Origin of the sequence: Streptomyces sp. NPDC017991 (assembly GCF_044328075.1) — a bacterium.
Taxonomy (GTDB): Bacteria; Actinomycetota; Actinomycetes; order Streptomycetales; family Streptomycetaceae; genus Streptomyces.
In genome coordinates, this window is record NZ_JBIRGP010000019.1 from 73,791 (window position 1) to 96,591 (window position 22,801).

23 protein-coding genes are annotated in these 22,801 nt (G+C 71.7%); 5 read left to right on the forward strand and 18 right to left on the reverse strand.

The window, feature by feature from the left end:
- Positions 1-738 carry a hydrogen peroxide-dependent heme synthase gene (hemQ, locus tag ACH4DZ_RS40475; RefSeq protein WP_398294093.1) on the forward strand — a complete coding sequence of 246 codons (738 nt, stop codon included), beginning with the start codon at positions 1-3 and terminating at the stop codon, positions 736-738.
- Between the two features lie 170 nt (positions 739-908).
- Here the strand turns inward: hemQ and ACH4DZ_RS40480 are convergent, their stop codons facing one another.
- The 17 genes from ACH4DZ_RS40480 to zapE all read right to left on the reverse strand — a co-directional run bounded on the left by ACH4DZ_RS40480 (position 909) and on the right by zapE (position 18,217).
- A complete protein-coding gene (locus ACH4DZ_RS40480; RefSeq protein ID WP_398294095.1) occupies positions 909-2,510 on the reverse strand; it encodes an alpha/beta hydrolase in 1,602 nt (533 codons plus the stop codon).
- Positions 2,511-2,701: 191 nt separating this feature from the next.
- Positions 2,702-3,475: a TIGR04222 domain-containing membrane protein gene (locus ACH4DZ_RS40485; protein WP_398294097.1), complete on the reverse strand. Its 774-nt coding sequence runs from the start codon at positions 3,473-3,475 to the stop codon at positions 2,702-2,704.
- A gap of 104 nt (positions 3,476-3,579) precedes the next feature.
- A complete protein-coding gene (locus ACH4DZ_RS40490) occupies positions 3,580-4,368 on the reverse strand; it encodes a DUF4142 domain-containing protein (RefSeq protein WP_398294099.1) in 789 nt (262 codons plus the stop codon).
- 96 nt (positions 4,369-4,464) lie between these two features.
- The gene (locus tag ACH4DZ_RS40495; RefSeq protein ID WP_398294101.1) at positions 4,465-5,874 is read right to left on the reverse strand and encodes a DUF692 domain-containing protein; all 1,410 of its coding nucleotides are present in this window, start codon (positions 5,872-5,874) and stop codon (positions 4,465-4,467) included.
- A 154-nt stretch (positions 5,875-6,028) separates the two neighbouring features.
- Positions 6,029-6,823 (reverse strand): DUF4142 domain-containing protein, encoded by a 795-nt coding sequence (locus ACH4DZ_RS40500; RefSeq protein WP_398294103.1) that lies wholly within the window; start codon positions 6,821-6,823, stop codon positions 6,029-6,031.
- Between the two features lie 137 nt (positions 6,824-6,960).
- On the reverse strand, positions 6,961-7,578 hold the full coding sequence (locus tag ACH4DZ_RS40505; protein WP_398294105.1) for a TIGR03086 family metal-binding protein: 618 nt from the start codon (positions 7,576-7,578) through the stop codon (positions 6,961-6,963).
- Positions 7,575-7,979, reverse strand: a complete 405-nt coding sequence (locus ACH4DZ_RS40510) for a hypothetical protein (protein WP_398294107.1) — start codon at positions 7,977-7,979, stop codon at positions 7,575-7,577. Before ACH4DZ_RS40510 ends, ACH4DZ_RS40505 begins: the two co-directional genes overlap by 4 nt.
- An 89-nt stretch (positions 7,980-8,068) precedes the next feature.
- Entirely contained in the window at positions 8,069-8,761 is a 693-nt protein-coding gene (locus ACH4DZ_RS40515) for a TetR/AcrR family transcriptional regulator (RefSeq protein ID WP_398294109.1), read from the reverse strand.
- A gap of 33 nt (positions 8,762-8,794) precedes the next feature.
- The gene (locus ACH4DZ_RS40520) at positions 8,795-9,517 is read right to left on the reverse strand and encodes a peptidyl-tRNA hydrolase (RefSeq protein WP_398294111.1); all 723 of its coding nucleotides are present in this window, start codon (positions 9,515-9,517) and stop codon (positions 8,795-8,797) included.
- 123 nt (positions 9,518-9,640) lie between these two features.
- On the reverse strand, positions 9,641-10,501 hold the full coding sequence (locus ACH4DZ_RS40525; RefSeq protein ID WP_398294113.1) for an aldo/keto reductase: 861 nt from the start codon (positions 10,499-10,501) through the stop codon (positions 9,641-9,643).
- Between the two features lie 117 nt (positions 10,502-10,618).
- Entirely contained in the window at positions 10,619-11,458 is an 840-nt protein-coding gene (locus ACH4DZ_RS40530) for a polysaccharide deacetylase family protein (RefSeq protein ID WP_398294208.1), read from the reverse strand.
- Positions 11,459-11,521: 63 nt separating this feature from the next.
- Positions 11,522-12,511: a PPK2 family polyphosphate kinase gene (locus ACH4DZ_RS40535; RefSeq protein ID WP_398294115.1), complete on the reverse strand. Its 990-nt coding sequence runs from the start codon at positions 12,509-12,511 to the stop codon at positions 11,522-11,524.
- Between the two features lie 124 nt (positions 12,512-12,635).
- Complete coding sequence (locus ACH4DZ_RS40540; protein WP_398294117.1) at positions 12,636-13,997, reverse strand: PhoX family protein; 1,362 nt, start codon at positions 13,995-13,997, stop codon at positions 12,636-12,638.
- Positions 13,998-14,212: 215 nt separating this feature from the next.
- Positions 14,213-15,727 carry a SulP family inorganic anion transporter gene (locus ACH4DZ_RS40545; RefSeq protein WP_398294119.1) on the reverse strand — a complete coding sequence of 505 codons (1,515 nt, stop codon included), beginning with the start codon at positions 15,725-15,727 and terminating at the stop codon, positions 14,213-14,215.
- Positions 15,724-16,314 (reverse strand): carbonic anhydrase, encoded by a 591-nt coding sequence (locus ACH4DZ_RS40550; protein ID WP_398294121.1) that lies wholly within the window; start codon positions 16,312-16,314, stop codon positions 15,724-15,726. The genes ACH4DZ_RS40545 and ACH4DZ_RS40550 overlap by 4 nt, the downstream gene beginning before the upstream one ends.
- A gap of 155 nt (positions 16,315-16,469) precedes the next feature.
- Positions 16,470-16,868, reverse strand: coding sequence for a hypothetical protein (locus ACH4DZ_RS40555; RefSeq protein ID WP_398294123.1), 399 nt, complete (start codon positions 16,866-16,868; stop codon positions 16,470-16,472).
- 203 nt (positions 16,869-17,071) lie between these two features.
- Complete coding sequence (gene zapE / locus ACH4DZ_RS40560; protein WP_398294125.1) at positions 17,072-18,217, reverse strand: cell division protein ZapE; 1,146 nt, start codon at positions 18,215-18,217, stop codon at positions 17,072-17,074.
- On the opposite strand from zapE, the gene ACH4DZ_RS40565 reads away from it, so the two are divergent.
- From ACH4DZ_RS40565 to msrB, 4 genes are all read left to right on the forward strand, one after another.
- Complete coding sequence (locus ACH4DZ_RS40565) at positions 18,216-19,079, forward strand: pyrimidine reductase family protein (protein ID WP_398294127.1); 864 nt, start codon at positions 18,216-18,218, stop codon at positions 19,077-19,079. The two genes, zapE and ACH4DZ_RS40565, sit on opposite strands and share 2 nt — an antisense overlap.
- A gap of 152 nt (positions 19,080-19,231) precedes the next feature.
- Complete coding sequence (locus ACH4DZ_RS40570) at positions 19,232-19,705, forward strand: indole-3-glycerol phosphate synthase (protein ID WP_398294129.1); 474 nt, start codon at positions 19,232-19,234, stop codon at positions 19,703-19,705.
- Between the two features lie 165 nt (positions 19,706-19,870).
- Complete coding sequence (gene murC, locus ACH4DZ_RS40575; RefSeq protein WP_398294131.1) at positions 19,871-21,271, forward strand: UDP-N-acetylmuramate--L-alanine ligase; 1,401 nt, start codon at positions 19,871-19,873, stop codon at positions 21,269-21,271.
- Between the two features lie 28 nt (positions 21,272-21,299).
- Entirely contained in the window at positions 21,300-21,707 is a 408-nt protein-coding gene (msrB, locus tag ACH4DZ_RS40580) for a peptide-methionine (R)-S-oxide reductase MsrB (protein WP_398294133.1), read from the forward strand.
- A 279-nt stretch (positions 21,708-21,986) separates the two neighbouring features.
- Here msrB and ACH4DZ_RS40585 read toward each other — a convergent pair whose 3' ends face one another.
- Complete coding sequence (locus ACH4DZ_RS40585) at positions 21,987-22,760, reverse strand: hypothetical protein (protein WP_398294135.1); 774 nt, start codon at positions 22,758-22,760, stop codon at positions 21,987-21,989.
- Positions 22,761-22,801 lie beyond the last annotated feature (41 nt).

Sequence of the window (22,801 nt, forward strand, 5' to 3'; positions counted from 1 at the left end):
ATGAGTGACGACGCCGCCATCACCGGCCAGGCCAGGACCCCGAACGCCGGCAAGAAGGCCAAGGACCTCAACGAGGTCATCCGCTACACCCTCTGGTCCGTCTTCAAACTGCGTGACGTGCTGCCCGACGGCGCTGCGCGCGCCGGCTACGCGGACGAGGTCCAGGAGCTGTTCGACCAGCTCGCCGCCAAGGACGTCACGGTCCGCGGCACGTACGACGTGTCGGGGCTGCGGGCCGACGCCGACCTCATGGTCTGGTGGCACGCCGAGACCGCCGACCAGCTCCAGGAGGCGTACAACCTCTTCCGCCGTACGAAGCTGGGGCGCGCGCTCGAACCGGTGTGGTCGAACATGGCGCTGCACCGGCCGGCGGAGTTCAACCGCTCGCACGTGCCCGCGTTCCTCGCCGACGAGACGCCGCGTGATTACATCAGCGTGTATCCGTTCGTGCGCTCCTACGACTGGTACCTGCTGCCGGACGAGGACCGGCGGCGGATGCTCGCCGACCACGGGAAGATGGCCCGCGGCTACCCGGACGTGCGGGCCAACACGGTCGCCTCGTTCTCGCTCGGCGACTACGAGTGGATCCTCGCGTTCGAGGCGGACGAGCTGTATCGCATCGTGGACCTGATGCGACACCTTCGTGCGTCCGAGGCGCGTATGCACGTCCGCGAAGAGGTCCCGTTCTACACGGGCCGCCGCAAGTCCGTGGCGGAACTGGTCGAGGGCCTCGCCTGACCGCCCCGTAAGGGGCGCGGGGAACTGCGCGGCGAGCCACGGCCGGTCTGCAGACGCGGGGATTCGCCGTCACCCCCTTCGGGGCGTACCCCCGCGGGGGTTGTGCGTCGGCTGAACGCCGGTGGCTGGCGGGCCGCGCAGTTCCCCGCGCCCCTGAAGGACAAAAGCCCCTAGCGGGGCTTCGGGGGCTCGTGGGGGGCGCAGGTCGTCCGGGGGGCCGGGACCCGGCCCTCCAGCAGGTACGCGTCCAGGTGGGCGTTGACGCACGCGTTGGACCCGCCCGCGATCCCGTGCGAACCAGCCCCCCGCTCGGTGACCAGCACGGAGCCCGACAGACGCCGGTGCATCTCCAGCGCGCCGGCGTACGGCGTCGCCGCGTCCCGTTCCGCCGCGAGGACGAGCGTGGGCGCCAGCTCACCGGGGAACGTGCGGACGTCGAGCGGCCGTTGCCGCGGCAGCCGCCAGTAGGCGCACGGCAGGTTCATCCAGGCGTTGGACCACGTCTCGAAGGGCGCCACGCGCGCGAGGCGCGTGTTGTCGCGGTCCCAGGTGTGCCAGGCCCGTGGCCAGGGCGCGTCGTTGCACTCGATCGCCGTGTACACGGCCTTGCTGTTCTCCTGCTCCTTCACCGCGTCCCGGTGCGGCCCCGCCTGCCGGATCAGCGGCTTGGGGTCGCCCTTCAGATACGCGGAGAGCGCCAGCGCACGCTGCGGCCAGTAGTCGTCGTAGTACCCGGCCTGCAGGAAAGCGCCGTGCAGCTGCCCCGGCCCGACCTCGCCGCCCGCGGGTTCCGCCGCGAGCCGCGCGCGTGCCCGCTCGTAACTGCGCTGCACCTCGTCCGGCGTGCGGCCCAGCCCGTACACCTTGTCGTGCTTCGCCGTCCAGGCGCGGAAGTCGGCCCAGCGGCCCTCGAAGGCGGCAGACTGGTCGAGGTTGTTCCGGTACCAGACCTTCGCCGGGTCCGGGTTCACGGCCGAGTCGAGGACCATCCGGCGTACGTGCGAGGGGAACAGCTCCGCGTACAGGGCCCCGAAGTACGTGCCGTAGGACGCCCCCATGAAGGTCAGCCTCCGCTCACCGAGGGCCGCGCGCAGGACGTCCAGGTCACGGGCGTTGTTGACCGAGGTGAAGTGCCTGATCGCACGCCCCGACCGCTCGACACAGCCCCGCGCGTACGCCTTCGCCCGCGCGACGCGCTCCTCCTTGTACGACTCCGAGGGGTTCGTCGGCAACTGCGTCGGCCCCTTCAGGATCAGTTTCGGGTCCTGGCAGGACAGCGGGGCCGAGCGGGCCACCCCGCGCGGGGCGTACCCGACGAGGTCGTACGCCGACGCGATGCGCTTCCACTCCGGAATCATGCCGATCAGCGGGAAGTACATGCCGGACGCGCCGGGCCCGCCGGGGTTGTAGACGAGTGAACCCTGCCGCGGGACGGGCCGCCTGCCGTTCTCGGCGTCCTTGCCGGTCGCCCGCACCCGGCTGACGGTCAGCTTGATCTGCTTGCCGTCGGGGTGCGCGTAGTCGAGCGGGACCGTGACCGTGCCGCACCGCAGGGTGGCCGGGCCGTCCTCGTCCTCGGAACACGTCCCGAAGCGGATGCCGTCGACGGCGGCGCGTTCGGCGGCGACCGCAGTGCCGCGCCGTTCGGCCCAGTCGGAGCCCCACGCCGGCGCCCGGCCCGGTGAGGCCTGGGCGCTTCCCGCGGGCGCGGTGGCGACGACAGCGGTCAGGACCAGGGATCCGGCTGTTCCGCACAGGACGGCAGCTCGCATCAGGTTCCCTTCAGTGCACGACAGTAATAAAAGGGATGTTTGGTCCGGGGCCGGGCGAAGTAAAGAACCGGCCCGCGGATGTCGGCCGGTTGACCCCGATGCGCACCCGGCGTGCGCCCCGTGAGGGGCGGGGCCGGTCCCCACCGGCCCGCGGATGTACAACCCTGCCTGACCCCGCCTCCGCCGAACGCTCAAGCGTGCGGCCCGCGGTGTCCGAAAGCCGCCCGCAGGTGCGGTTCGCCGACCGCGCGGATGCCGCGCACGGCCACGGTGGTGAGGTACGTACGGTCGTCGCTGTCGGCGTCCGCCCGGCGGGTCAGCGAACTGAGCAGGTGCTGTCCGGCCGGGGACGCCCAGCGGGTGTAGGGGTGCACCTCGATCCGCGCGATGGCCAGACAGCTCATGGTGAGGATGAGGGGCAGGGTGAACCAGACGGCCACCAGCGCCCGTTCGTGCTGGGCCTCAGCGGGCATCAGCAGCGCGACGGAGGCCAGCACCAGGACGGCCACCGCGGCCGACCGCACCTCGCGCACGGCGCCCGCGACGGTGGTGCGCGCCCCGTCCGGCACGGCGAGGCCCGCCGCGACCAGCCGGTCGGCGAGCACGCGTACGGACTCCGCGGCGGCGGCGCTCGCACGGACCGGTGCGATCCGGGACTGGCCGTCGGGACCTATCGCGCCCAGCACGGACCGCTCCATCTCGTCCCGGCCGCACGGGTCCACGACGGTCGCCCAGCCGGTGTGGGCGAGCAGCAGACGGCGCTGGCGGGCCATCGACACGAGCGTCAGATCGGCGACCCGGGCGGGGCCGCCCGACAGGAACGCGGCCTCGTAGAGCGTCAGGCCGCGTCCGTGGAGCGTGTGCGTGTCGTCAGCGGCGGCGACGCGGACCGAGGCCAGGCACAGGCGCGTACAGGCAGTGCCCGCCGCGGCCCAGGCGAGGAGAAGGAGGAGGACCCAGAACATGCCGGATTTCTATGCGACGGAGGAGCGACCGCGCCACGGCTTGTTCACAATTTGGACAAAGCATCGCCATGGTGTGACGTTTCGCGTCGGCGGTACTTCGGTTGCTAGGAGGTGTTGTCCCCGTCCTCCGCCGCGTCGTCCGGTGGTGGGGCGGTCGCGGCCGGGGGCAGGGAGTAGGTCGGGGCGGGTGCGGCGGGCACGGGGGGACTGGGCGAGGCCTTCGGGCCGGGGGGCGCGGGGGAGTGGGTGAGCGGGGGCGCGCTCGCGGAGGCCGCGTCACGGGCCAGGGCGTCGAAGTCGACCAGGCCGGTCGCCTCCAGGACCGTGATGTGGTCCAGCACCGTGGTGTTCGCGTCGTCGGCGAGGCCGCGGACGAGTGAGTTGCGGGTGTTCGCCCGGATCTGGGCGACCAGGCCGAACACCTTGCCGTGCGCGGCGCGGAGGATGTTCGCGAACTGCCTGTCGTACTCCCCGCCCCGGGCCGCGCTCAGCGTGGCGAGCCAGGCGCGCTGCTGTTCGCTGGGCTGGTTGGGCAGTTCGAGGCCGAGCCGCGCGGCCACGCTGCGTACGCGCGCGTCCAGGAACGTATGGCCCTCGACGAGGTGCTCGCCCGCCGTCCGTACGGCCTTGGTGGTACCGCGCTCCTCGGCCTGCTGCCCCGCGGGCAGCTCCCACAGGCCCGCGAGCCGGACCTTCGTGACGAAGTCCCGGTCCTGCGCGGACAGCGGGCCGAAGCTCGTCGACACGGTCTCGGCGTTCAGGGTGTCCACGCCCGTGCCCGACCGGTCCGCGTACGACCAGATCGGGAAGAACAGTGCCACGAGGGTCGTCGTCAGACCCGCGATGATGAGCCCGGTGCCGGTGAACAGTCCGCGGGCGTCGATGGATCGCATGGTGCCTCCTGTTGCGGCACCGCACGTTAGTGCGCTTCTGGTGGAGATTGGCATATTACTTCGTGGCGTACGCCAACACGCCTCCGTCGACCGATCTCAACGCCTCAGCAGCACCCGGCGCGTGGCGCGTACCAGCCGGGCCGCCGGGCGCTGCGACAGCGGCGCCGGGCCCGAACGCTCCAGCCACCAGTCGCTCAGCCGGCGCCGTACGTCCGCGTCCTGGAGGCGTCCGTCGAACAACAGGTACGCGGCGAAGTCCAGCGCGTCCCGCCGGTAGCCGTCGGTCATCGGGTGGCTGTGCGCGTACGCCAGGAACGCCTTCCGGTACGCCTGGGCCAGGATCTCCGGCAGCTCCGGAGCGACCTTGGCCACGACGTCGGCCCGCTTGCCCGCCAGCGCCCGGGCCTGTACGGCCAGCCGGGTCCGGTCGAACCCCTCGGGCACGGGCGTCCCCGCGACGAGCGCGGACAGGAGAGCGGCCTGCGCGAGCGCGAGCCACTGCCGGGCGGGGTCACCGCCGGCTGCGGCGACCCCGGCGGCCTCCGCGACGCGGTGGGCTCCCGCGACCCGGTCGGTCTCCGTGGCGCCGGCGGACTCCGTGAGGCGGTCGGTCTCCGTGGCGGCGGCGGGTCGCGGGCCGCGGCCGGTCCGGGGGCCGCCGCCCGACCTCGCGGCGGACGCCGCACCCTTCTCCACCGTCTCGCGGATCGCGATCAGCTCGCGTTCCAGCTCGGCCGGTTCGGGGAAGTTCTCGTCGCGCTCCAGGAGCACGCCCGGCGGACGGACCCGGGAGGCCAGGTCGGCGAGCACGTCGAGGACCGCCGGGGGCACGGCGTGCGCGTGGCTGTCGTGCCAGACGCCGTCACGCTCGAAGCCGCCGGCGACATGGACGTACGCGATGGCCTCGATGGGCAGTTCGTCGAGCGCCCGGCCCGGGTCCTCGCCGCGGTTGACGTGGTTGGTGTGGAGGTTGGCCACGTCGATGAGCAGGCGTACGCCGGTGCGGTCGACCAGGTCGTACAGGAACTGGCCCTCGGTCATCTCCTCGCCCGGCCAGCAGATCAGCGCCGCGATGTTCTCCACCGCGAGCGGCACGGGCAGCGCCTCCTGGGCGATCCGGACGTTCTCGCACAGGACGTCGAGGGCGTCCCGGGTGCGGGGCACGGGCAGCAGGTGTCCGGCCTCCAGGAGCGGCGAGGCGGTCAGCGCCCCGCCGGCCCGGACGAACGCGATGTGCTCGGTGACCAGCGGGGAGCCGAGGACCTCGGCGCGGGCCGCCAGGTCGGCGAGTTTCGCCTCGGCGGGGCGGTCGGCGCCGCCGAGCCCGAGCGACACCCCGTGCGGGACCACGGTCACCCCGCGCTCCCGCAGCCGCACCAGCGATTCGGGGAGATGTCCGGGGCAGATGTTCTCGGCGACGGCCTCGACCCAGTCGATGCCGGGCATGTGCTCCACGGCCTCGGCGATCTCCGGCCGCCACCCGATTCCCGTACCCAGATTGATCATCGTCCCCTCCTCCACCCCTGCACCACGATTCACCAGGACCTGTGCGCGTCTCCTTCGACGGACCTGTGTTCCGGCGTGAGGGGGTGATGGCCCCGGCGGGCGGGGCCGAACCCATCGGCGGGGACGTTCAGAGCAACATTTGAGGTTCGGGCCGTCACTGCGAGGTGGGGGTGGCGTCCGGGTCCTCGGGGTCGGGGCGGTTCGTGTTGACCGTGCCCGGCGCGCCGGGGGAGGGCCGTGACGTGGTGTTGATGTCACCGGTCGCCGCGGCGGGCGGCGCCGAGCTGGGGACCACCCCGGGGACCGGAGCCGCCGGACCGGACGGGCTGGCCGTGCTTCCCACCACCGAGTCGTTGGCGATCGCCTCGAAGTCGACGGCACCGGTCTTCTCCAGCACCGTGATGTGGTCGAGCACGGTCTGGTTGGTGTCCGAGGCGAGCTGGCGCACCAGCGTGTTGCGCGTCTGGTTCCGGACCGTCCCGATCGCCGGGAAGATCTTGCCGTGGGCGGAGCGCAGCAGGTTCGCCCACACCTTGGGGTAGTCCGCGTCGCTCGCGTTGGTCATCTGCTGCAGCCAGCCCTGCTGCTGCTCGTTCGGCTGGTTCGGCAGTTCGACGCCGAGTTCCCGCGCGACCCCCCGCACCCGCTTGTCGAGGTCGGTGTGGCCGACGATCAGGTGGTCGGCGGCCTCCTTCATCGCGGGACTGGGATTGCGTTCGAGGGCCTGCTGCCCGGCGGGCAGCTCCCACAGGCCCGCCAGCCGCACCCGGACGATGAGGTCACGGTCGGTGGCGGTCAACGGCCCCCACTTCGTCTGTACGGTCCCGGCGGCGAGGTTCGCCGGTCCCGTCCCGGCGCGGTCGGCGTACGACCAGACAGGGAACGCGAGCGCGCCGAGCGTTCCGACGAGTGCCACGATGACGAGGGCCGTACCGTTGATACGCCGCACAGGTGCCTCCGGATATCTACCAACTGGTCGTTGGGAATCTGTACTTGGCCAGCGCCAGAAGATACGCGTGGGGCGGCGGATCTGTTCAATCGATCGTGTCTGCCGTGTCACAGCCCTCACCCGGCCGCGGCCCGGTCCTACGCCGCGTCCCACGCCGGGGTCGGCCACTCCTCGGGCGTACGCCCCAGCCGTCGCAGCGTCTCGTCCAGCGGGCCGGCCCCGGCGGGCACCCGGCGGGCCTGCGCGAACGGGCGGCCGGGACCCCGCCCGGCCGGATCGTCCGGCACGAGGCGGGCGATCGCCACCCCTGCTTCGAGGACCGGGTCCGGCAGTTCCACGGCGACCCCCAGCGAGGCCGCCACGTCCCACGCGTGCACCACGTGGTCGATGAAGTGGAACCCGATCGCACGCGACCCGGGCAGGGCCAGACCCAGCTCCGGCAGGATGAACTCCCGCTCCTGGACGCCGTTCGCGGCGAAGGCGGCGAGCACGGTCGTCACGGCCTCCCGGTGGATGTGCGACGGCTCGCGCGGGTCCTCCGGCTCCCGCCAGCACGCCGGATCGGCGCCCGTGCCGCGGGCCGCCGCGGCGAAGCCGCGGTGCTGGGCGGTCATGTGGGAGACCAGCCGCCGCAGGTCCCAGCCCGCACAGGGCGTGGGCCGCGCCCAGTCCGCCGCGCCCGCCGCGTCGACGAGGCGTGACGTCTCCAGGGCCGCGATCCGGTCCAGCGCCACGATGTCGAGCGTGCCCGTCACAGCTTCTCCTCGGCGATGAAGCGCTGCGCGTACGTCCAGGTGTCGGCCTCGTCGAACCGCTCGGTCCTGTCGAGCACCGACCGCAGCACGCCTCGGCCGCGGTGGGCCCGGACGATCCGCAGGTGGTCCGGCCGGCCGACGAACTCCTTGAGGGCCGCCTCGTCGGTCCAGACCGAGACCGACCCCGAACGCCGGCGCGCCGGGTCGGCCCACAGCCACATGCCGATCGCGCCGGGCGTCCCGGGCCAGGTACGGCGCAGTCGCAGCCCCGCCCGTGCGACGGTCCAGGACTGCCGGTAGGTGGTGGCGGTGAAGTCGGTGACGCTGATGACGGCCGGACCGTCCCGGACGTCGGCGCTCGGACCGGGCTGCCAGGATGAGCGAAGGAGGTGAAGGGGCATGGCTGGAGTATAAAAGTAAGCGAACGATCGTGCTACTTGTTTTGGAAGATCGGGCGGGAGAGCGAGGGCGACGCGAACAGGGCCGCAGGTCAGGGGAGTTCGAGCGCCGAGGAAGTCTTGGGTACGGAGAAAGTCTTGGGTACGGAGGAAGGCTCGGGCACGGAGGAAGGCTCGGTCGCCGCCGTGCGCAGCCGCGTCGCGATGGCGACGCGTGCCCGCCGGTAGGCGACCGTCTCGTCGTGCAGGACGGAGACGGCGTTGGCGGTCTCCATCAACGCGATGAGCTCGAAGGCGAGTTGTGGCACGTCCGTGTCGGCGTGAAGTTCACCGAGGTCGCGTGCCTCGGCGATGACGCGCTCCACATGGCCCGTCCAGTCGCGCTGCGCCTTGGCGACCGCGTCGTGCACGGGGCCGGGGCGGGCGTCGAACTCGGCGACGACCTCGTAGAAGAAGCATCCGCCGGGGAAGACCCGGTCCCGGGAGTAGTCGAGCCAGCACTCGCACAGCCGCCACAACCGGCCGACTCCGGCGGGGACTTCGGCGGCCGGGGTGACGACCCGCTCGACGTGGATGCGCGAAGCCTCGCGCACGGTGGCCAGTTGCAGTTCCTCCTTGGAGCCGAAGAGGGCGAAGACCCCGCTCTTGCTGAGCCGCAGCTCGGTCGCGAGACGCCCCACGGAGAGGGCTTCGAGGCCCTCGGCGGAGGCGATGTCGACGGTACGGCGGAGCACCGACCGGCGGGTGCGGTTGCCGCGTTCGACCCTGCCGTCCGGTCGTGTCATCGCCTGTCCTCCCACGGACCGCCCATCATCCGCCTACCGTCGGTCGAGGCGCAGCGCCGGATGGTCGGCGACCACCGTGCACGAGCCGGGGGCGATCTCCGTGAAGCCGGCGTCGCGCACCAGCGGCAGGCCGCTCGTGACGAGGCGCTCCCATCGCTCGGCGTCGGCCGTGCGGACGGCGAGCGGGAAGCCGGCCTCGCGCCAGGCCGTGCGGTCCTCGCCTGACAGCTCCCACCAGGCCAGCTGGGCGCCGTGGCCCGCCTGGGCCATCGCCTTGCCCGCCGACATGTCCAGATCCGGGCTCAGCCACAGCACGGGCGTGGCCGTGTCGGTGTCCGCGGGCGGCTCCGGGTCGTCGAGGTCCGTGCCGGAGACCTGGAGGCGGGCCAGGTCCTTGGGCCATCCGTCGAGCGGGACCGGGGGGAAGACGCGGACCTCGGCGGACTTGCCGGTGACGGTGATGCCGGGCAGCGCCTCCGCGCGGCGCCACTCCGCGCCGCGGGCCCGGCGGACGACCTTGCGGATCCGGGCGTCCTGCCAGTCGTGGACGGCCTGCGCCCATTCGCCCTCGCCGAGCGAGCGGTCGTCGCCGAGCAGGACGAGGACGGCGCGGGCGGCGGTCTCCAGCGCGTCCGTGCGGGCGGGGGGTTCGTTCCGTTCGATACGGGCGACCAGGGGCAGTACGAACTGCGGTGCCTCGTCGCGGGCGGTGCGTTCGTGCTGGAAGGGGCTGTCCTGTGTTCCGTCGCTGCTCACGTGCGCCAGTCTGCCAGGAGGGGGGGCGGGTGGTGCCGGGCGGTGGTGACGTGCGGGTACGTCGTGGCTGGTCGCGCAGTTCCCCGCGCCCCTTTTCAGGGGCGCGGGGAACTGCGCGATCCTTTACGCCGCGTCCAGGCGGGACAGTTCCTCCGGGGACAGGGACAGGCTCGCCGCGGCGACCGAGTCGCGGATCGTCTCCGGGCGGGAGGACCCCGGAATCGGGATCGTCACCGGCGCCTTCGCGAGGATCCACGCCAGACAGACCTGCTGCGGACTCACCCCGTGCTCGCCCGCCACCTCCGCGAACACGGCGTAGCGTGAGCCCAGTTCACCCGCCTTCGAGATACCGCCCAGCGGACTCCACGGCAGGAACGCGATGCCGAGTTCCGCGCACAGTTCCAACTCCGGCTCGCTGGAGCGGAACGCCGGCGAAAACTGGTTCTGCACGCTCACCAGCCGCCCGCCGAGGATCCGGTAGGCCTGCCGGATCTGGTCGGGGTCGGCGTTGGAGACCCCCGCGAAGCGGATCTTGCCCGCGTCCAGCAGATCGCGGATCGCGCCGACCGACTCCGCGTAGGGGACCTCCGGGTCCGGCCGGTGGAACTGGTAGAGCCCGATGGCCTCGACGCCGAGCCGTTCGAGCGAGGCGTCGCACGCCTTCTTCAAGTACTCCGGCGAGCCGTTCAGCGTCCATGAGCCGTCGCCCGGACGCAGATGACCGCCCTTCGTCGCGATCAGCACGTCCGAGGTGTCACCGCCGTACGAGGCCACCGCGCGGGCGATCAGCGACTCGTTGTGCCCGACCTCGTGGGCGTCCCGGTGGTAGGCGTCCGCGGTGTCGAAGAGCGTGACACCCTCGTCCAGCGCCGCGTGCACGGCCGCGACCGAACGCGCTTCGTCCGGGCGCCCCTCGATGGACATCGGCATCCCGCCCAGACCGATCGCTCCGACCCGGACGTCACCGATGGTGCGTGTCTGCATGAGGGCTCCTCCTGGGGGTTCGTTCGGTACGTCCAAGCCTCCACCGTGACGTTTTCGCCGTCCAACAAGAGAAGGCGATCGCTTTGAGAGACGCGGGCGATGAATCGCCTTCCGAACTCAGGCGTCCGATCGGATCAGCTCCGACACCTTCACGAACCGGTAGCCGCGCTCCCGCAGCTCCGGGACGATCGTGCGCAGGGCCGCCTCCGTCGCCGGAGCCGCGCTGCGCGTGCAGTGCATGACGACCACCGAACCGGGCCGTACGCCGTCCAGCACCTGCCGCGCCACGGCCCTCGCGTCCGTCGCGAACGCGTCCCCGCTCACCACGTCCCACTGCACGGCCGTCACGCCGGTACCGCTCAGCGCCTTGAGTGCCCGCCGGTCGTAACAGCCGCCCGGGAAACGGAAGTACGGCATCGGGTGCTCGATCCCCGCCTCGCGGAACGCGCTGAACGCCCTCTCCACGTCCGCCCGCATCCCCTGCGCGGGAACGGTCGGCAGCCCGTAGCAGTCCTCGGTGAAGGCGTGATGGCTGTAGGAGTGGTTCGCGACCTCGAAGAGCGGATCGCGTCCGATGGCCCGCGCCTGCCAGGGGTACTCCTCGGCCCAGCGCCCTGTCATGAACACGGTCGCGGGCACCTTCAGCCGTCGCAGTGTCCCGATCAGCCGGGGGTTGTCGAAACGCTCCCCGGCGGCGGCCCGGGGGCCCTGGTCGGCCGTCATGTCGGCGTCGAAGGTCAGGGCGACCGTCCTGTCGCGCGCCCCGGCCGCCTTCATGAAGACGGGGGTCAGGCCGCCCGGGCCCGGGGCGAGCGTGGGCGGCCGGGAGGGCGTGGTGACCGCGGGGGCGGGGGCCGTGGCGGCGCGGGGCGCGTCGGGAGCGCCGCACGCCGTGAGGGCGACCGCGCCCGCCGCCGTCAGCACGCGGGCGGCGGCCCTCCGCAGGGTCAGGAAGATGTTCACGCGGGCGACATTAACCGCATGAATAGGAAAAAACGGCTATATCGCCACCGGTGTCGCTCAGCCCTCCTCCCGCAGCCGTTCGCGGCAGGCCTCCACATCGAAGTCCGGCCGCGGATACTGCGGGTCCAGAGCCGTCAGATGCTCCAGCAGTAGTCGGCTGATCGCCCAGTTCCGGTACCACTTGCGGTCGGCGGGGATCAGATACCAGGGGGCGGCGTCCGAGGAACAGCGTGCGAGGGCGATCTCGTACGCCTCCTGGTAGGCGGGCCACAGGACCCGGTCGTCGATGTCCGACGGGCTGAACTTCCAGTGCTTGTCCGGGTCGGCGAGCCGGCGCAGGAGACGCAGGCGCTGTTCCTCGAACGAGATGTGCAGGAAGCACTTCACGACGGTCGTGCCGTCGTCGGCGAGGGCCCGCTCGAAGTCGTTGATCCGGTCGTACCGGGACTCGATCTCGGTGCGCGGGGACAGTTCCCGGACGCGGCCGACGAGGACGTCCTCGTAGTAGGAACGGTCGAAGATGCCCAGCTCGCCGTGGTGGGGGAGCTGCCTCCTGATCCGCCAGAGGAAGTCGTGCTCCAGTTCCTCGGGGGTCGGCGCCTTGAAGCCGCGGACACGGCAGCCGACGGGGTTGAAGAGCCCGATGACGTGTTTGACCGTGCCGCCCTTGCCGCTGGTGTCCATGCCCTGGAGGACCAGGAGGATCCGGCGGTGGTCACCGGCGGTGCTCGCCGCCCAGAGGCGTTCCTGGAGGCCGGCGAGGGGTTCGGCCATCCGGGTGATGGCGGCGAGACCGTCGGTCTTGGACCTGGGCGCCGTCGCCCCGCCCGGGGTCGCCGAGGCGTCGTACGAGGAGAGGGAGATCCGTTCGCCGACCGGGACGCGCAGCACATCGCGCAGGGCGACGGCGCTCTCCCCGGCCCGGCGCTTCCCGTCCCTCCCGTCCTTCCCGCCCCGCTCGTCCTCTGCGGACTCGCTGCCCTTCGGGCCCTTGGTGCCCTTCGTGCCCTTCGTGCCCTTCCTGCTCCTGCTGTCCTTCTTGGCCATCGCGCATCCCTTCGGGGCGGTTCTCTCGATCCTGCGCCGAGGGGGCGGGGGCCGCGACCCGCGGCCCCCGCCCCCGGACCCGGCGACCGCTACGACCGCCGGGTGCCCTGCGCGACGCGGATCACTACCTGCTCCAGGGCCCCGTCACCGCGAACGTCGTCCCCGGCGTGTAGCAGTTCACGTACATCGTCCGGCCGTCGGGCGAGAAGGTGACGCCCGCGAACTCGCCCCACTCCGGGGCCTCCGGCGTGCCGATGTTCTGCCGGTTGCGGGCCATCGGATACACCTCGCCGCGCCGGGTCACGCCGTACACGTGCTGCGCGCCCCCGCCGTCCTCGCAGACCATCAGGCCGCCGCTGGGGGCGAGGCAGATGTTGTCGGGGGACTCACCGGGCAGCTGCACGTCGGTGTCGGGACCGAAGACGATCACCAGCGTGAGCCGGCGGGCACCGGGGTCGTAACGCCAGATCTGGCCGTAGTGGTCGGCCGCGGAGCCCTCGCTGCTGTGCGCGAAGGAGGACACGAAGTAGACGGACGAGCCGCCCCAGTAGCAGCCCTCCAGCTTCTGCGCGTGGGTGATGCCCTTGGGCCCGAAGTCCTGGTCGCGGATGGGGGTCCCGGTGGCCAGCGGGTCCGGCACGTCCACCCACTCGACACGGTCGAAGCTCGCACCCGTCTCCTGGATCGAGGAGAGGTCCGGGACACCCGGTACGCGCATCGCCTGGAGCCGACCGCCCGCACGGAGCGAACCGCGACCGCCCTCGGGCTTGTTGGGCAGGAAACGGTAGAAGAGGCCGAAGGGCTTGAGGAAGGCGTCCTCGGTCTCGTAGACGATGCCGCGCTTCGGGTCGACGGCGATCGCCTCGTGCTGGAAGCGGCCCATCGCGGTCAGCGGTACCGCCCCGGTGCGGTGCGGGTCCACCGGGTCGACCTCGAAGATGAAGCCGTGATCCTTGGTGTAGCCGTTCGTGCCGGCCTTGTCCTCGGTCTCCTCGCAGGTCAGCCAGGTGCCCCAAGGGGTGGGCCCGCCAGCGCAGTTGACGGCCGTACCGGCGATCCCGACCCGTTCACCGACCACGTTGCCGCGCTGGTCGAGGGTCAGGGCCGTACAGCCGCCCTTGCCCATCGGGTCGTAGGTGAGGCCGTCGACCGTCGGGACGCCGATCCTGCCGGTGACGCGGTTCTCGTGGTTGCGGACCAGGTGGACGCGGCCGTGTCTGCCGGCGAAGGCGGACATGCCGTCGTGGTTGCTCGGCACCTGGCCCTCGCCGGAGCGCAGTTCGTCGCCCTCGCGGGACAGCACCCGGTAACGGAAACCTTTCGGCAGGTCCAGCAGGCCGTCCGGGTCGGGGAGCAGGGGGCCGTATCCGGAGTGGCCCAGTGCGGCGGCCGTACCCGTGAAGAGTTCCGATACGGCACCGGTGAAGGCGATGCCGACTCCCAGGGCTCCGGAGCGGGCCAGCACTTCGCGTCGTGTTGCGGACATGGGGCAACCTTCCTGTTGGCGGACAGGAGTACGTGACCCGCTTGTGTGTATCACGTGGTCCCGATCACGTGAACCACGCGCGTAGCGTGGCGTTCTCACGGGCCGCCGTACGACCCGGACAGCCCGAAGGGCCCGGTGCGGGACTCGTGGGGAGTCCCGCACCGGGCCCCGGGGCGACGGGGTTCCGGTTCGGGCGCCGGCGCCGGTGCCGGTGTCTACGGAGCCGGAGTGGTGACCTTGACCGGCTCGGTCCCCTTCTCGCTGTGCCGCTGCGACCAGTTCTCCAGCGCCGTCCGGCACGCGTGGTCCAGGTGATGCAGCCCGGACAGGTCCACCGTCACCGGGCGGTCCTTCGGCAGCCCCTCCAACTCGTCCAGTATCTTCGGCAGCCGCAGGAAGGTGGCGTTGCCCGACAGGTACGCCTGTACCGGGCCCGCCCCCTTGTCTATGACCTCCAGCTTGATGTGCGAGGCCTCCCAGGCGGTCTTCGCGACGGCGAGCGCGAGTCCTATCAGTACGCCCTCGAACATGTTCACCGCGACGATCGACACGGCCGTGACCACGAGGATCAGCGCCTCGCCCCGGTGGCCGCGCCACAGCGCCGCGATCGAGCGCAGCGGGATCAGCTTCCAGCCCGCGTGCACCAGGATGCCCGCGAGCGCGGGCAGCGGGATGTAGGCGAGCACGGCCGGCAGCAGCGCCGCGAACAGCAGCAGCCACACCCCGTGCAGCACCCGGGACGCCTTCGTACGGGCGCCCGCGGACACGTTCGCCGAACTGCGCACGATCACGGCGGTCATCGGCAGCGCGCCGAGCAGCCCGCAGACCGTGTTGCCCGCGCCCTGCGCCATCAGTTCCTTGTCGTACTCGGTGCGCGGCCCGTCGTGCAGCCGGTCCACCGCGGCGGCGCTGAACAGCGACTCCGCCGACGCGATCAGCACGAACGCCAGGACCGTGCCGAGCACGCCCACGCTCGCCAGCCCGCCGACCGCTTCGAGCCCCGGCAGCTGGATCGAGTCGAGCAGTCCGCGCACCTCCACCGTCGCCACGGGCAGGTCGAACGCCAAAGTCGCGAGCGTGGCGAGCGCCACGGCGGCCAGCGCCCCCGGCACCGTACGGACCTTGGCCGGCAGGTGCTTCCACAGCACGAGTACGGCGACGGTGGCCGCGCCGAGTCCGAAGGACGTCAGCGCGGTGGTGGATCCGGCGGAGTCGGCGACCAGACCCGGCAGCCCGGCGAGCTTGCCCAGACCCGAGGCAGGGGCCTCGGTGCCGGCCACCGAGTAGAGCTGGCCGGCGATCAGGACCAGGCCGATGCCCGCCAGCATGCCTTCCACGACGGCCACCGAGATGGCCCGGAAGTAGCGCCCCAACTTCATTGCGCCCATGGCGAGTTGAATCAGGCCGGTGGCCAGGACGATGACACCGAGCACGGCCAGTCCGTACTCGCGTACCGCCTCGAGGACCAGCACGGTCAGACCCGCGGCCGGGCCCGAGACCTGCAGGCTGCTGCCGGGCAGGAACCCGGTGACCAGGCCGCCCACGATGCCGGTGATCAGGCCGAGTTCGGCGGGCACGCCGGACGCCACGGCCACGCCCACGCACAGCGGCAGAGCCACCAGGAAGACGACGAGCGAGGCGGCGAAGTCCTGCCGCAGGAAGGGGAATCGCGTACGCCGGCCCGGGTCTGTCCCGCTGTCGGTCGCGGGCGTGCCCGTCGCGGCGCTCACAGCGCCTCGAAGGAGTCGGAGCGGACGTCGTGCGCGAGGACGGACCCGGTGTGGACCTCGTAGAACCAGCCGTGCAGGCGCAGGTGACCGCCCGTCAGCCGCCGTTCCACGCACGGGTACGAGCGCAGCCGCAGGAGTTGTGTCAGGACGTGGTTCTGCACGGCCTCGGTGACCGTCGGGTCCTCGACCGCGCCGTCGGGGCGCGGGGTCGAGTGCGCGAGCCAGTCGCGGACGGCGGGTACGGCGGTCAGGTCGTCGCCGCGTACCAGCGCGCCGACGGCGCCGCAGTGGGAGTGGCCGCAGACGACGATGTCCGTGACCCCGAGGACCTCCACCGCGTACTCGACGGTGGCGGCCTCGCTGGTGGGCTGCGAAGAGGTGTGCGGGGGGACGATGTTGCCCGCGGTGCGCAGTTCGAAGAGTTCACCGGGCCGGGCTCCGGTGATCAGGGCCGGGACGACCCGCGAGTCGGAGCAGGTGATGAACAGGACCTGCGGGGACTGGCCTTCGGCGAGTCGGGCGAACTCCTCCGGGCGGTCCGCGGACTGCTTGCGGAAGGAGCGTGCGTGATCGATGAGGGGCTGCATGTGTCAGTTCCTCCTGGCGCGCGTATGCGAGCGCGTCGGCGTACAAAACGGAGCGCATGCGGGTACGGCGACATGACCCCACGTCGACGCGCTCGGCGGACGTGGCGTGGTGAGGGGTGGGTCAGGTCGGAGTCGCTTCGTGCCCGGTGGTCAGGTCAGCAGCGGAAGACCTGGAGGGCCGCCGAGGAGTGGGCCGCGGAGGATCTCGTCGCGCGGTGGTGCGCCGCGGGGGCCGCGGTGTGCGACGGGTCCTCGTGCACGACCGCGACGTCCTTGCAGAGCAGGAGGCGCGCGGCGGCGGGGGCGACGTGGTCCGCGACACGGATCCGGTCCCGGGTGCGCAGGGGGCCGGTCGGGCCGTGCGTGTGCGAGGTGTCGCCACAGGTGACGAACTCGGCCCTGGTTTCGGGGCCGTCCCCGGGTCCGGCGAGCCGGGGTGTGTGCGCGGATGCGAACGCCGGTGCGAACGCCGTGGTGGTGGCGGAGAGCTGCAGGGCCAGCAGGACGGCGGTGAGAACGGCGAACAGTGTCCGGACCGTCGTACCTCGTCGCATGGGCCCCCTCTCGGCCGGTTCCAGGTCGGGTCTTCCCTTGCTGACACGAACGTTAACGCGGGAAGTTGTTTGCTGGGTTAACTTAACGTTTCACCCTGAAGAGAGCCTGAAGAGGGCCGAAGAGCGTCGGTGACAGACCAAAAACCGCCGAGCGGCAGGGGTGCGCGGCGGGATTCGGACGGCAGGGACGGGCGGCGGGACGGTCAGTCCTGTACGAGTCCCTTGGCGTCCCGGGCCAGCGCGGTGAGCCGGGAGATCGCGCGGAAGTACTTCTTGCGGTAGCCGCCGTTCAGCATCTCCTCGCTGAACAGCCGGTCGAAGGGCATCCCCGAGGCGAGGACCGGCACCTCACGGTCGTACAGCCGGTCGGCGAGGACCACGAGCCGCAGCGCGGTGGACTGGTCCGCGACCGGCTGGACGTCCGTGAGGCAGACCGCCTCGATCCCGTCCGTCAGCGCGCCGTACCGGCTGGGGTGCACCCGGGCCAGATGGTCGAGCAGATGCGGGAAGTCGTCGAGCGAGGCGCCCGCGGTCGCGTACGCGGCCTTCGTGACCTGCTCCTCCGAGTACGGGGCCGGAGCTTCGGGCAGTCCGCGGTGGCGGTAGTCGTCGCCGTCGATGCGCAGCGACCGGAAGTGGGCGGACAGGCCCTGGATCTCGCGCAGGAAGTCGACCGAGGCGAACCGGCCCTCGCCGAGCTTGCCCGGCAGGGTGTTGGAGGTCGCGGCGAGCGCCACCCCCGCCTCGACCAGCCGGGCGAGCAGGCTGGACACGAGGACGGTGTCACCGGGGTCGTCCAGCTCGAACTCGTCGATGCAGAGCAGCCGGTGGCCGCTCAGCGTCCGCACGGTCTGCTGGAAACCGAGGGCGCCGACCAGGTTCGTCAGCTCCACGAACGTGCCGAAGGCCTTGAGGGAGGGCTCCGCCGGGGTCGCGTGCCAGAGGGAGGCGAGCAGATGCGTCTTGCCGACGCCGTAACCGCCGTCCAGGTAGACACCGCGGGGGCCCGCCGGGGTCTTCGCGGGCTTCCTGCCGAGTCCGAGGCCGAGGAAACCGCGCTTCGCGGACCCGGCGGCGTGCGTCCCGCCGAGACCCGCCGCGAAATCGGCCAGCACGCGCACGGCCTCGGGCTGGCTCGGCTGGTTCGGATCCGGGATGTACGTGTCGAAGCGGACCGAGTCGAAGCGCGGTGGCGGCACCATCTCGGCGACCAGACGGTCCGCGGGGACGCGCGGCTCGCGGGCGCACAGGGACGACGGGGTCGCGTCGGCTATCGGGCCGGAGGCGGAGGTGGTGGTGGAGGTCGACACGGTTCCCCACTCTACGTCTCGTGCCAGACTGCACCACATGCGACGCCTGTTCCCTGTGACCGACGAGACAGCAGCCCCGGCCTCGGACGGGGCACCGGGCACTCCGGGCACGGCGGCCGTGGCCCGGGACTGGGGGCTCGATGAACTGGCCGAGGCGTACGCCTATCCGGTGGGCGTCGCGGGATCCAGCGCGGGCGTCGCGGGGTCCACCACGGGTGTCGCGGGATCCGCGGGGCCCGGGCCGTGGCTGCGGGCGAACATGGTCTCCACTCTCGACGGGGCCGCCCAGCACGACGGGCGTTCGCAGCCGATCTCCAGCGCCGCCGACATGCGGATCTTCGGCACGCTGCGCGGACTCGCGGACGTCGTGATCGTCGGTGCGGAAACGGTACGGCAGGAGGGTTACCGGCCGGCGCGGGCCCGTGCGGACTTCGCCGCGCGCCGGGCCGCGGCGGGACAGGGCCCGGCGCCCGCGATCGCGGTGGTGAGCGCGAGCCTCGACCTGGACTTCTCGCTTCCGCTCTTCGCCTCGCCGCTGCTTCCCACGCTGCTGCTCACGGGGGCCGCCGCGGCTCCCGACCGGATCGCCGCCGCCGAGAAGGCCGGCGCGCGGGTCGTGATCGCGGGCGACGGCAGGGGGGTGGACCCCGCACGGGCCGTCCGCGCGCTCGCCGACCTGGGCCTGCACCGGCTCCTGACGGAGGGCGGGCCCCGGCTGCTCGGCCAGCTGGTCGCGGCCGGTGTCCTCGACGAGCTCTGTCTGACGGTCTCCCCGATGCTCACCGTGGGGGACGCCCAGCGCATCGCCGGCGGCCCGTCCGTCGCGGTGCCGAGGCGGTTCGAACTGACGTCTTTGCTGGAGGAGGCCGGGTTCCTCTTCAGCCGTTACCGTCGGACCTGATCAAGGAAGCGGGCCTGCACAAAGAAGTGGAATCAGCTGTTCCGGTTAGCTTTCGCCGGGCACACTGAAAATCGCAGTCCCCGTGCGGTCACGGGGCAGGATGGTTTCCGCACGGGTCTACGAACGGCCCACGGATGAGAAGGGCGTTTGTCGTGTTCACGAGCGTATTGATGATCGAGAAGGCCCTCACTTCCGCGGACGTGGAATTCGTCACCACCTTGCACGGGGAGGAGGCCGTGGACTTCCACGTACTGCTCCAGCCCCGCGGCGACCAGGCGGACCGGCTCCTGCGGGCGATCGACGACGTGGCGCTCGGGGAGCTGGACGAGGCGGCCCGCGAGAACGAGACGCCCGAGGGCGCGGAGGCCGTCGGGCAGGGGCAGCGGGCTCTGGAGGTGTCGCTGGTGGCGCTGCGGGCCACCGGCAGTGCGGCCCAGGGGCGGCTGATCGAGGCGCATCCGCTGGACGCGCTGAAGGGGCTGGTCGACGAGGTGGGGGCGGACGAGGTCATCGTGCTGACCGATCCGCACTATGTGGAGGAGTTCTTCCACCGGGACTGGGCCTCGCGGGCGCGGCACAAGGTGGGGGTGCCTGTCCTGAAGCTGTTCTCCCACAGCAAGGTGTGAGTTCGGCTCCGCCGGGCCGGAGTCTCGGGTGCGGGCCCGGCGGGGGCCGACCGCGCAGCTCCCCGCGCCCTTTACGGGGCCGGGTCTTGCCGGGGCCGACCAGGGGGCCGTAGCGAATAAGCTGGGGGCGCTCATCGTCGCAGCCGCATCCTGGGAGAAATACGTATGGCACCCGGCCTTCCTACCGCCATGGATCGACCGCACTTCATCGGCATCGGCGGGGCCGGGATGTCGGGCATCGCGAAGATCCTCGCGCAGCGCGGAGCCGCGGTGGCGGGCAGCGACGCGAAGGACTCCGCGACCGCCGAGGCCCTGCGCGCGCTGGGCGCCACCGTCCACATCGGGCACGCGGCGGACCACCTCGCGGCGGACGCCACCTGCGTGGTCGTCTCCTCGGCGATCCGCGCGGACAACCCGGAGCTGGCCCGCGCCGCCGAGCTGGGCGTCCCGGTCGTCCACCGCTCGGACGCCCTCGCCCGCCTGATGGACGGCCTGCGGCCCATCGCGGTGGCCGGCACGCACGGCAAGACGACCACGACGTCGATGCTGGCGGTCTCCCTCTCGACCCTGGGCCTGAACCCGTCGTACGCGATCGGCGGCGACCTCGATGTCCCCGGGTCCAACGCCCTGCACGGGGACGGCGAGATCTTCGTCGCCGAGGCCGACGAATCGGACCGCAGCTTCCACAAGTACGCGCCCGAGGTGGCGATCGTGCTGAACGTGGAGCTGGACCACCACGCCAACTACGCGTCCATGGACGAGATCTACGAGTCCTTCGAGACGTTCGCCGGCCGGATCGTGCCGGGCGGGACCCTGGTGATCGCCGCGGACCAGGAGGGCGCGCGGGAGCTGACCCGGCGGCTGCCGGACGGCATCAGGGACGCTATCGAGGTGGTGACGTACGGCGAGTCCGAGGACGCGGACGTACGCGTCCTGTCCGTGGTCCCGCAGGGGCTGAAGAGCGAGGTGACCGTCGAACTGCACGGCTCCGAACTCACCTTCACCGTCTCGGTGCCCGGCCGTCACTACGCGCACAACGCCGTGGCGGCGCTGGCGGCGGGCGCGGCCCTGGGCATCCCCGCGGACGAGCTGGCGCCCGCCCTCGCCTCGTACACGGGTGTGAAGCGGCGCCTCCAGCTCAAGGGCGAGGAGGCGGGTGTACAGGTCATCGACTCCTACGCGCACCACCCGACGGAGATGACGGCCGACCTTGAGGCGATGCGGGCGGCGGCGGGCGACTCCCGCATCCTGGTCGTCTTCCAGCCCCACCTCTTCTCGCGCACCCAGGAACTGGGCAAGGAGATGGGCCAGGCCCTTTCCCTGGCGGACGCCTCGCTGGTCCTGGACATCTATCCGGCCCGCGAGGACCCGATCCCGGGCGTGACGAGCGAGCTGATCATCGACGCGGCGTGGGCGGCGGGCGCGGACGTGACGCCGGTGCACGACATGTCACAGGTACCCGCGGTGGTGGCGGGAATGGCGAAGCCCGGTGATCTCGTTCTCACCATGGGCGCGGGAGACGTGACGGACCTCGGACCCGAGATCCTGACCCGCCTGTCGAAGTAGCGGTACCTGAGTAAAGGGGTTGAGCTTCATGTCGTACGACATCGAGAAGCCGGACGAGCAGTGGCGTGCGGAGCTGAGCCCGGCCGAGTACACCGTCCTGCGCCAGGCCGGCACGGAGCCGGCGTTCCGCGGTGAATACACCGACACCAGGACCACGGGCGTGTATTCCTGCCGGGCCTGCAACGCCGAGCTCTTCACCTCCACGGAGAAGTTCGAGTCGCACTGCGGCTGGCCGTCCTTCTACGACCCGAAGGACTCCGACGCGGTCGAGCTGATCGAGGACCGCTCGCACGGGATGTCGCGTACCGAGGTGCGGTGCGCCCGCTGCGGATCGCACCTCGGGCACGTCTTCGAGGGCGAGGGCTATGCGACGCCGACCGACCAGCGGTACTGCATCAACAGCATCTCGCTGCGGCTGACGCCGGCCGAGGGCTGAGCCGGCAGGCCTGCCGGGAGGGCGTCGTGAGCAGGTCGCCGGGACGGCGTTTCTGCCGCGCCGCGATCCGTGCGGCGGACCGGGTCCCTGACCGGGGAGACCCGGGGCGGGGCAGCGGAATCGACGGCCGGAGGAAGCTTGTCGGTTCCGGCTCCGGAATTTCCGGTCCGGAGCCGATCCGGCCCGTACGCAGGTCGAGGGGGCGGGGAACGCCCGGCAGTCACGTGTCCTGACGCGGACGTCACCGGGAACCAGCAAGTTGTCTGCCGTCGCGTTCGGCTATTCGTCGCCCACGTCGAAGGTCTCGCTGCTCACCTCGTCCACGTACCACTCGCCCTCGCCCTGCTCGTCCTCGGTCGTCCGCCCGTCGAGGTAGCCGGGCTCGTTGTCGCGGAACCAGTGCCACACCATGCCCCGGACCCGGTAGAGCGGAGTGAGCTCTCCCTCGGACAGCAGTTGCAGGCTTGCCACGGAGCCGCCGGCCCAGCTCAGTCCGCCGGACGCGGTGAGCAGGTCCAGGCCGCTCACGCCGGGGTCGGCGCTGGCCTTCAACTCGACGCGTTCCTTGTTGTTCCCGCACATGAGGACCGTGGTGCGCGCGGCGTGGGTGACCTCGGTCACCACCACGTGACCGCGCGGCCACTTCTTCTCCTCGCTCAGTTCCCGCATCCTGGCCTCGACCGACTCGATGTTCTTGATCTCCTCCGACCAGCAGCCGGTCGCGTGGAAGAGCACCGCGTCCGCCTTGCCGAAGTCCAGGTGGAGAGAGGCGTAGGCGGCAGCCGGACCGGCGGCGACGCCGGCTGCCCCGTGGGTATGAATCCGCACGTTGCCGTTGGAGTCACAGTGATAGGAAGTGCTGTTGCCCGGTACGTCGCGCGCTATCGCCTCGACTCCGAACAGCGACTCCATCGTGCCCTTGCGTTCGAACTGACCGTTCCGGAACACGCCTACGTCACCGAGTTCCCGGTGCTCGGACGGTGGCCAGGACGGCTGCATCCGGGTGGCGCCGCGCACGGCCTTGATGTATTTCCCAGGACGGTCCTTCGGCATAGCGGTCCCCCGTCGTCCAAAGATGCGAACTTCCTTTAAGG

Bases quoted from the DNA above. Each gene is read 5' to 3' on its own strand.
- hemQ (WP_398294093.1), top strand. From the start codon at position 1: ATGAGTGACGACGCCGCCATCACCGGCCAGGCCAGGACCCCGAACGCC.
- ACH4DZ_RS40480 (WP_398294095.1), bottom strand. From the start codon at position 2,510: ATGCGAGCTGCCGTCCTGTGCGGAACAGCCGGATCCCTGGTCCTGACC.
- ACH4DZ_RS40485 (WP_398294097.1), bottom strand. From the start codon at position 3,475: ATGTTCTGGGTCCTCCTCCTTCTCCTCGCCTGGGCCGCGGCGGGCACT.
- ACH4DZ_RS40490 (WP_398294099.1), bottom strand. From the start codon at position 4,368: ATGCGATCCATCGACGCCCGCGGACTGTTCACCGGCACCGGGCTCATC.
- ACH4DZ_RS40495 (WP_398294101.1), bottom strand. From the start codon at position 5,874: ATGATCAATCTGGGTACGGGAATCGGGTGGCGGCCGGAGATCGCCGAG.
- ACH4DZ_RS40510 (WP_398294107.1), bottom strand. From the start codon at position 7,979: ATGCCCCTTCACCTCCTTCGCTCATCCTGGCAGCCCGGTCCGAGCGCC.
- ACH4DZ_RS40515 (WP_398294109.1), bottom strand. From the start codon at position 8,761: ATGACACGACCGGACGGCAGGGTCGAACGCGGCAACCGCACCCGCCGG.
- ACH4DZ_RS40525 (WP_398294113.1), bottom strand. From the start codon at position 10,501: ATGCAGACACGCACCATCGGTGACGTCCGGGTCGGAGCGATCGGTCTG.
- ACH4DZ_RS40535 (WP_398294115.1), bottom strand. From the start codon at position 12,511: ATGGCCAAGAAGGACAGCAGGAGCAGGAAGGGCACGAAGGGCACGAAG.
- ACH4DZ_RS40540 (WP_398294117.1), bottom strand. From the start codon at position 13,997: ATGTCCGCAACACGACGCGAAGTGCTGGCCCGCTCCGGAGCCCTGGGA.
- ACH4DZ_RS40550 (WP_398294121.1), bottom strand. From the start codon at position 16,314: ATGCAGCCCCTCATCGATCACGCACGCTCCTTCCGCAAGCAGTCCGCG.
- ACH4DZ_RS40555 (WP_398294123.1), bottom strand. From the start codon at position 16,868: ATGCGACGAGGTACGACGGTCCGGACACTGTTCGCCGTTCTCACCGCC.
- ACH4DZ_RS40565 (WP_398294127.1), top strand. From the start codon at position 18,216: ATGCGACGCCTGTTCCCTGTGACCGACGAGACAGCAGCCCCGGCCTCG.
- zapE (WP_398294125.1), bottom strand. From the start codon at position 18,217: ATGTGGTGCAGTCTGGCACGAGACGTAGAGTGGGGAACCGTGTCGACC.
- murC (WP_398294131.1), top strand. From the start codon at position 19,871: ATGGCACCCGGCCTTCCTACCGCCATGGATCGACCGCACTTCATCGGC.
- msrB (WP_398294133.1), top strand. From the start codon at position 21,300: ATGTCGTACGACATCGAGAAGCCGGACGAGCAGTGGCGTGCGGAGCTG.
- ACH4DZ_RS40585 (WP_398294135.1), bottom strand. From the start codon at position 22,760: ATGCCGAAGGACCGTCCTGGGAAATACATCAAGGCCGTGCGCGGCGCC.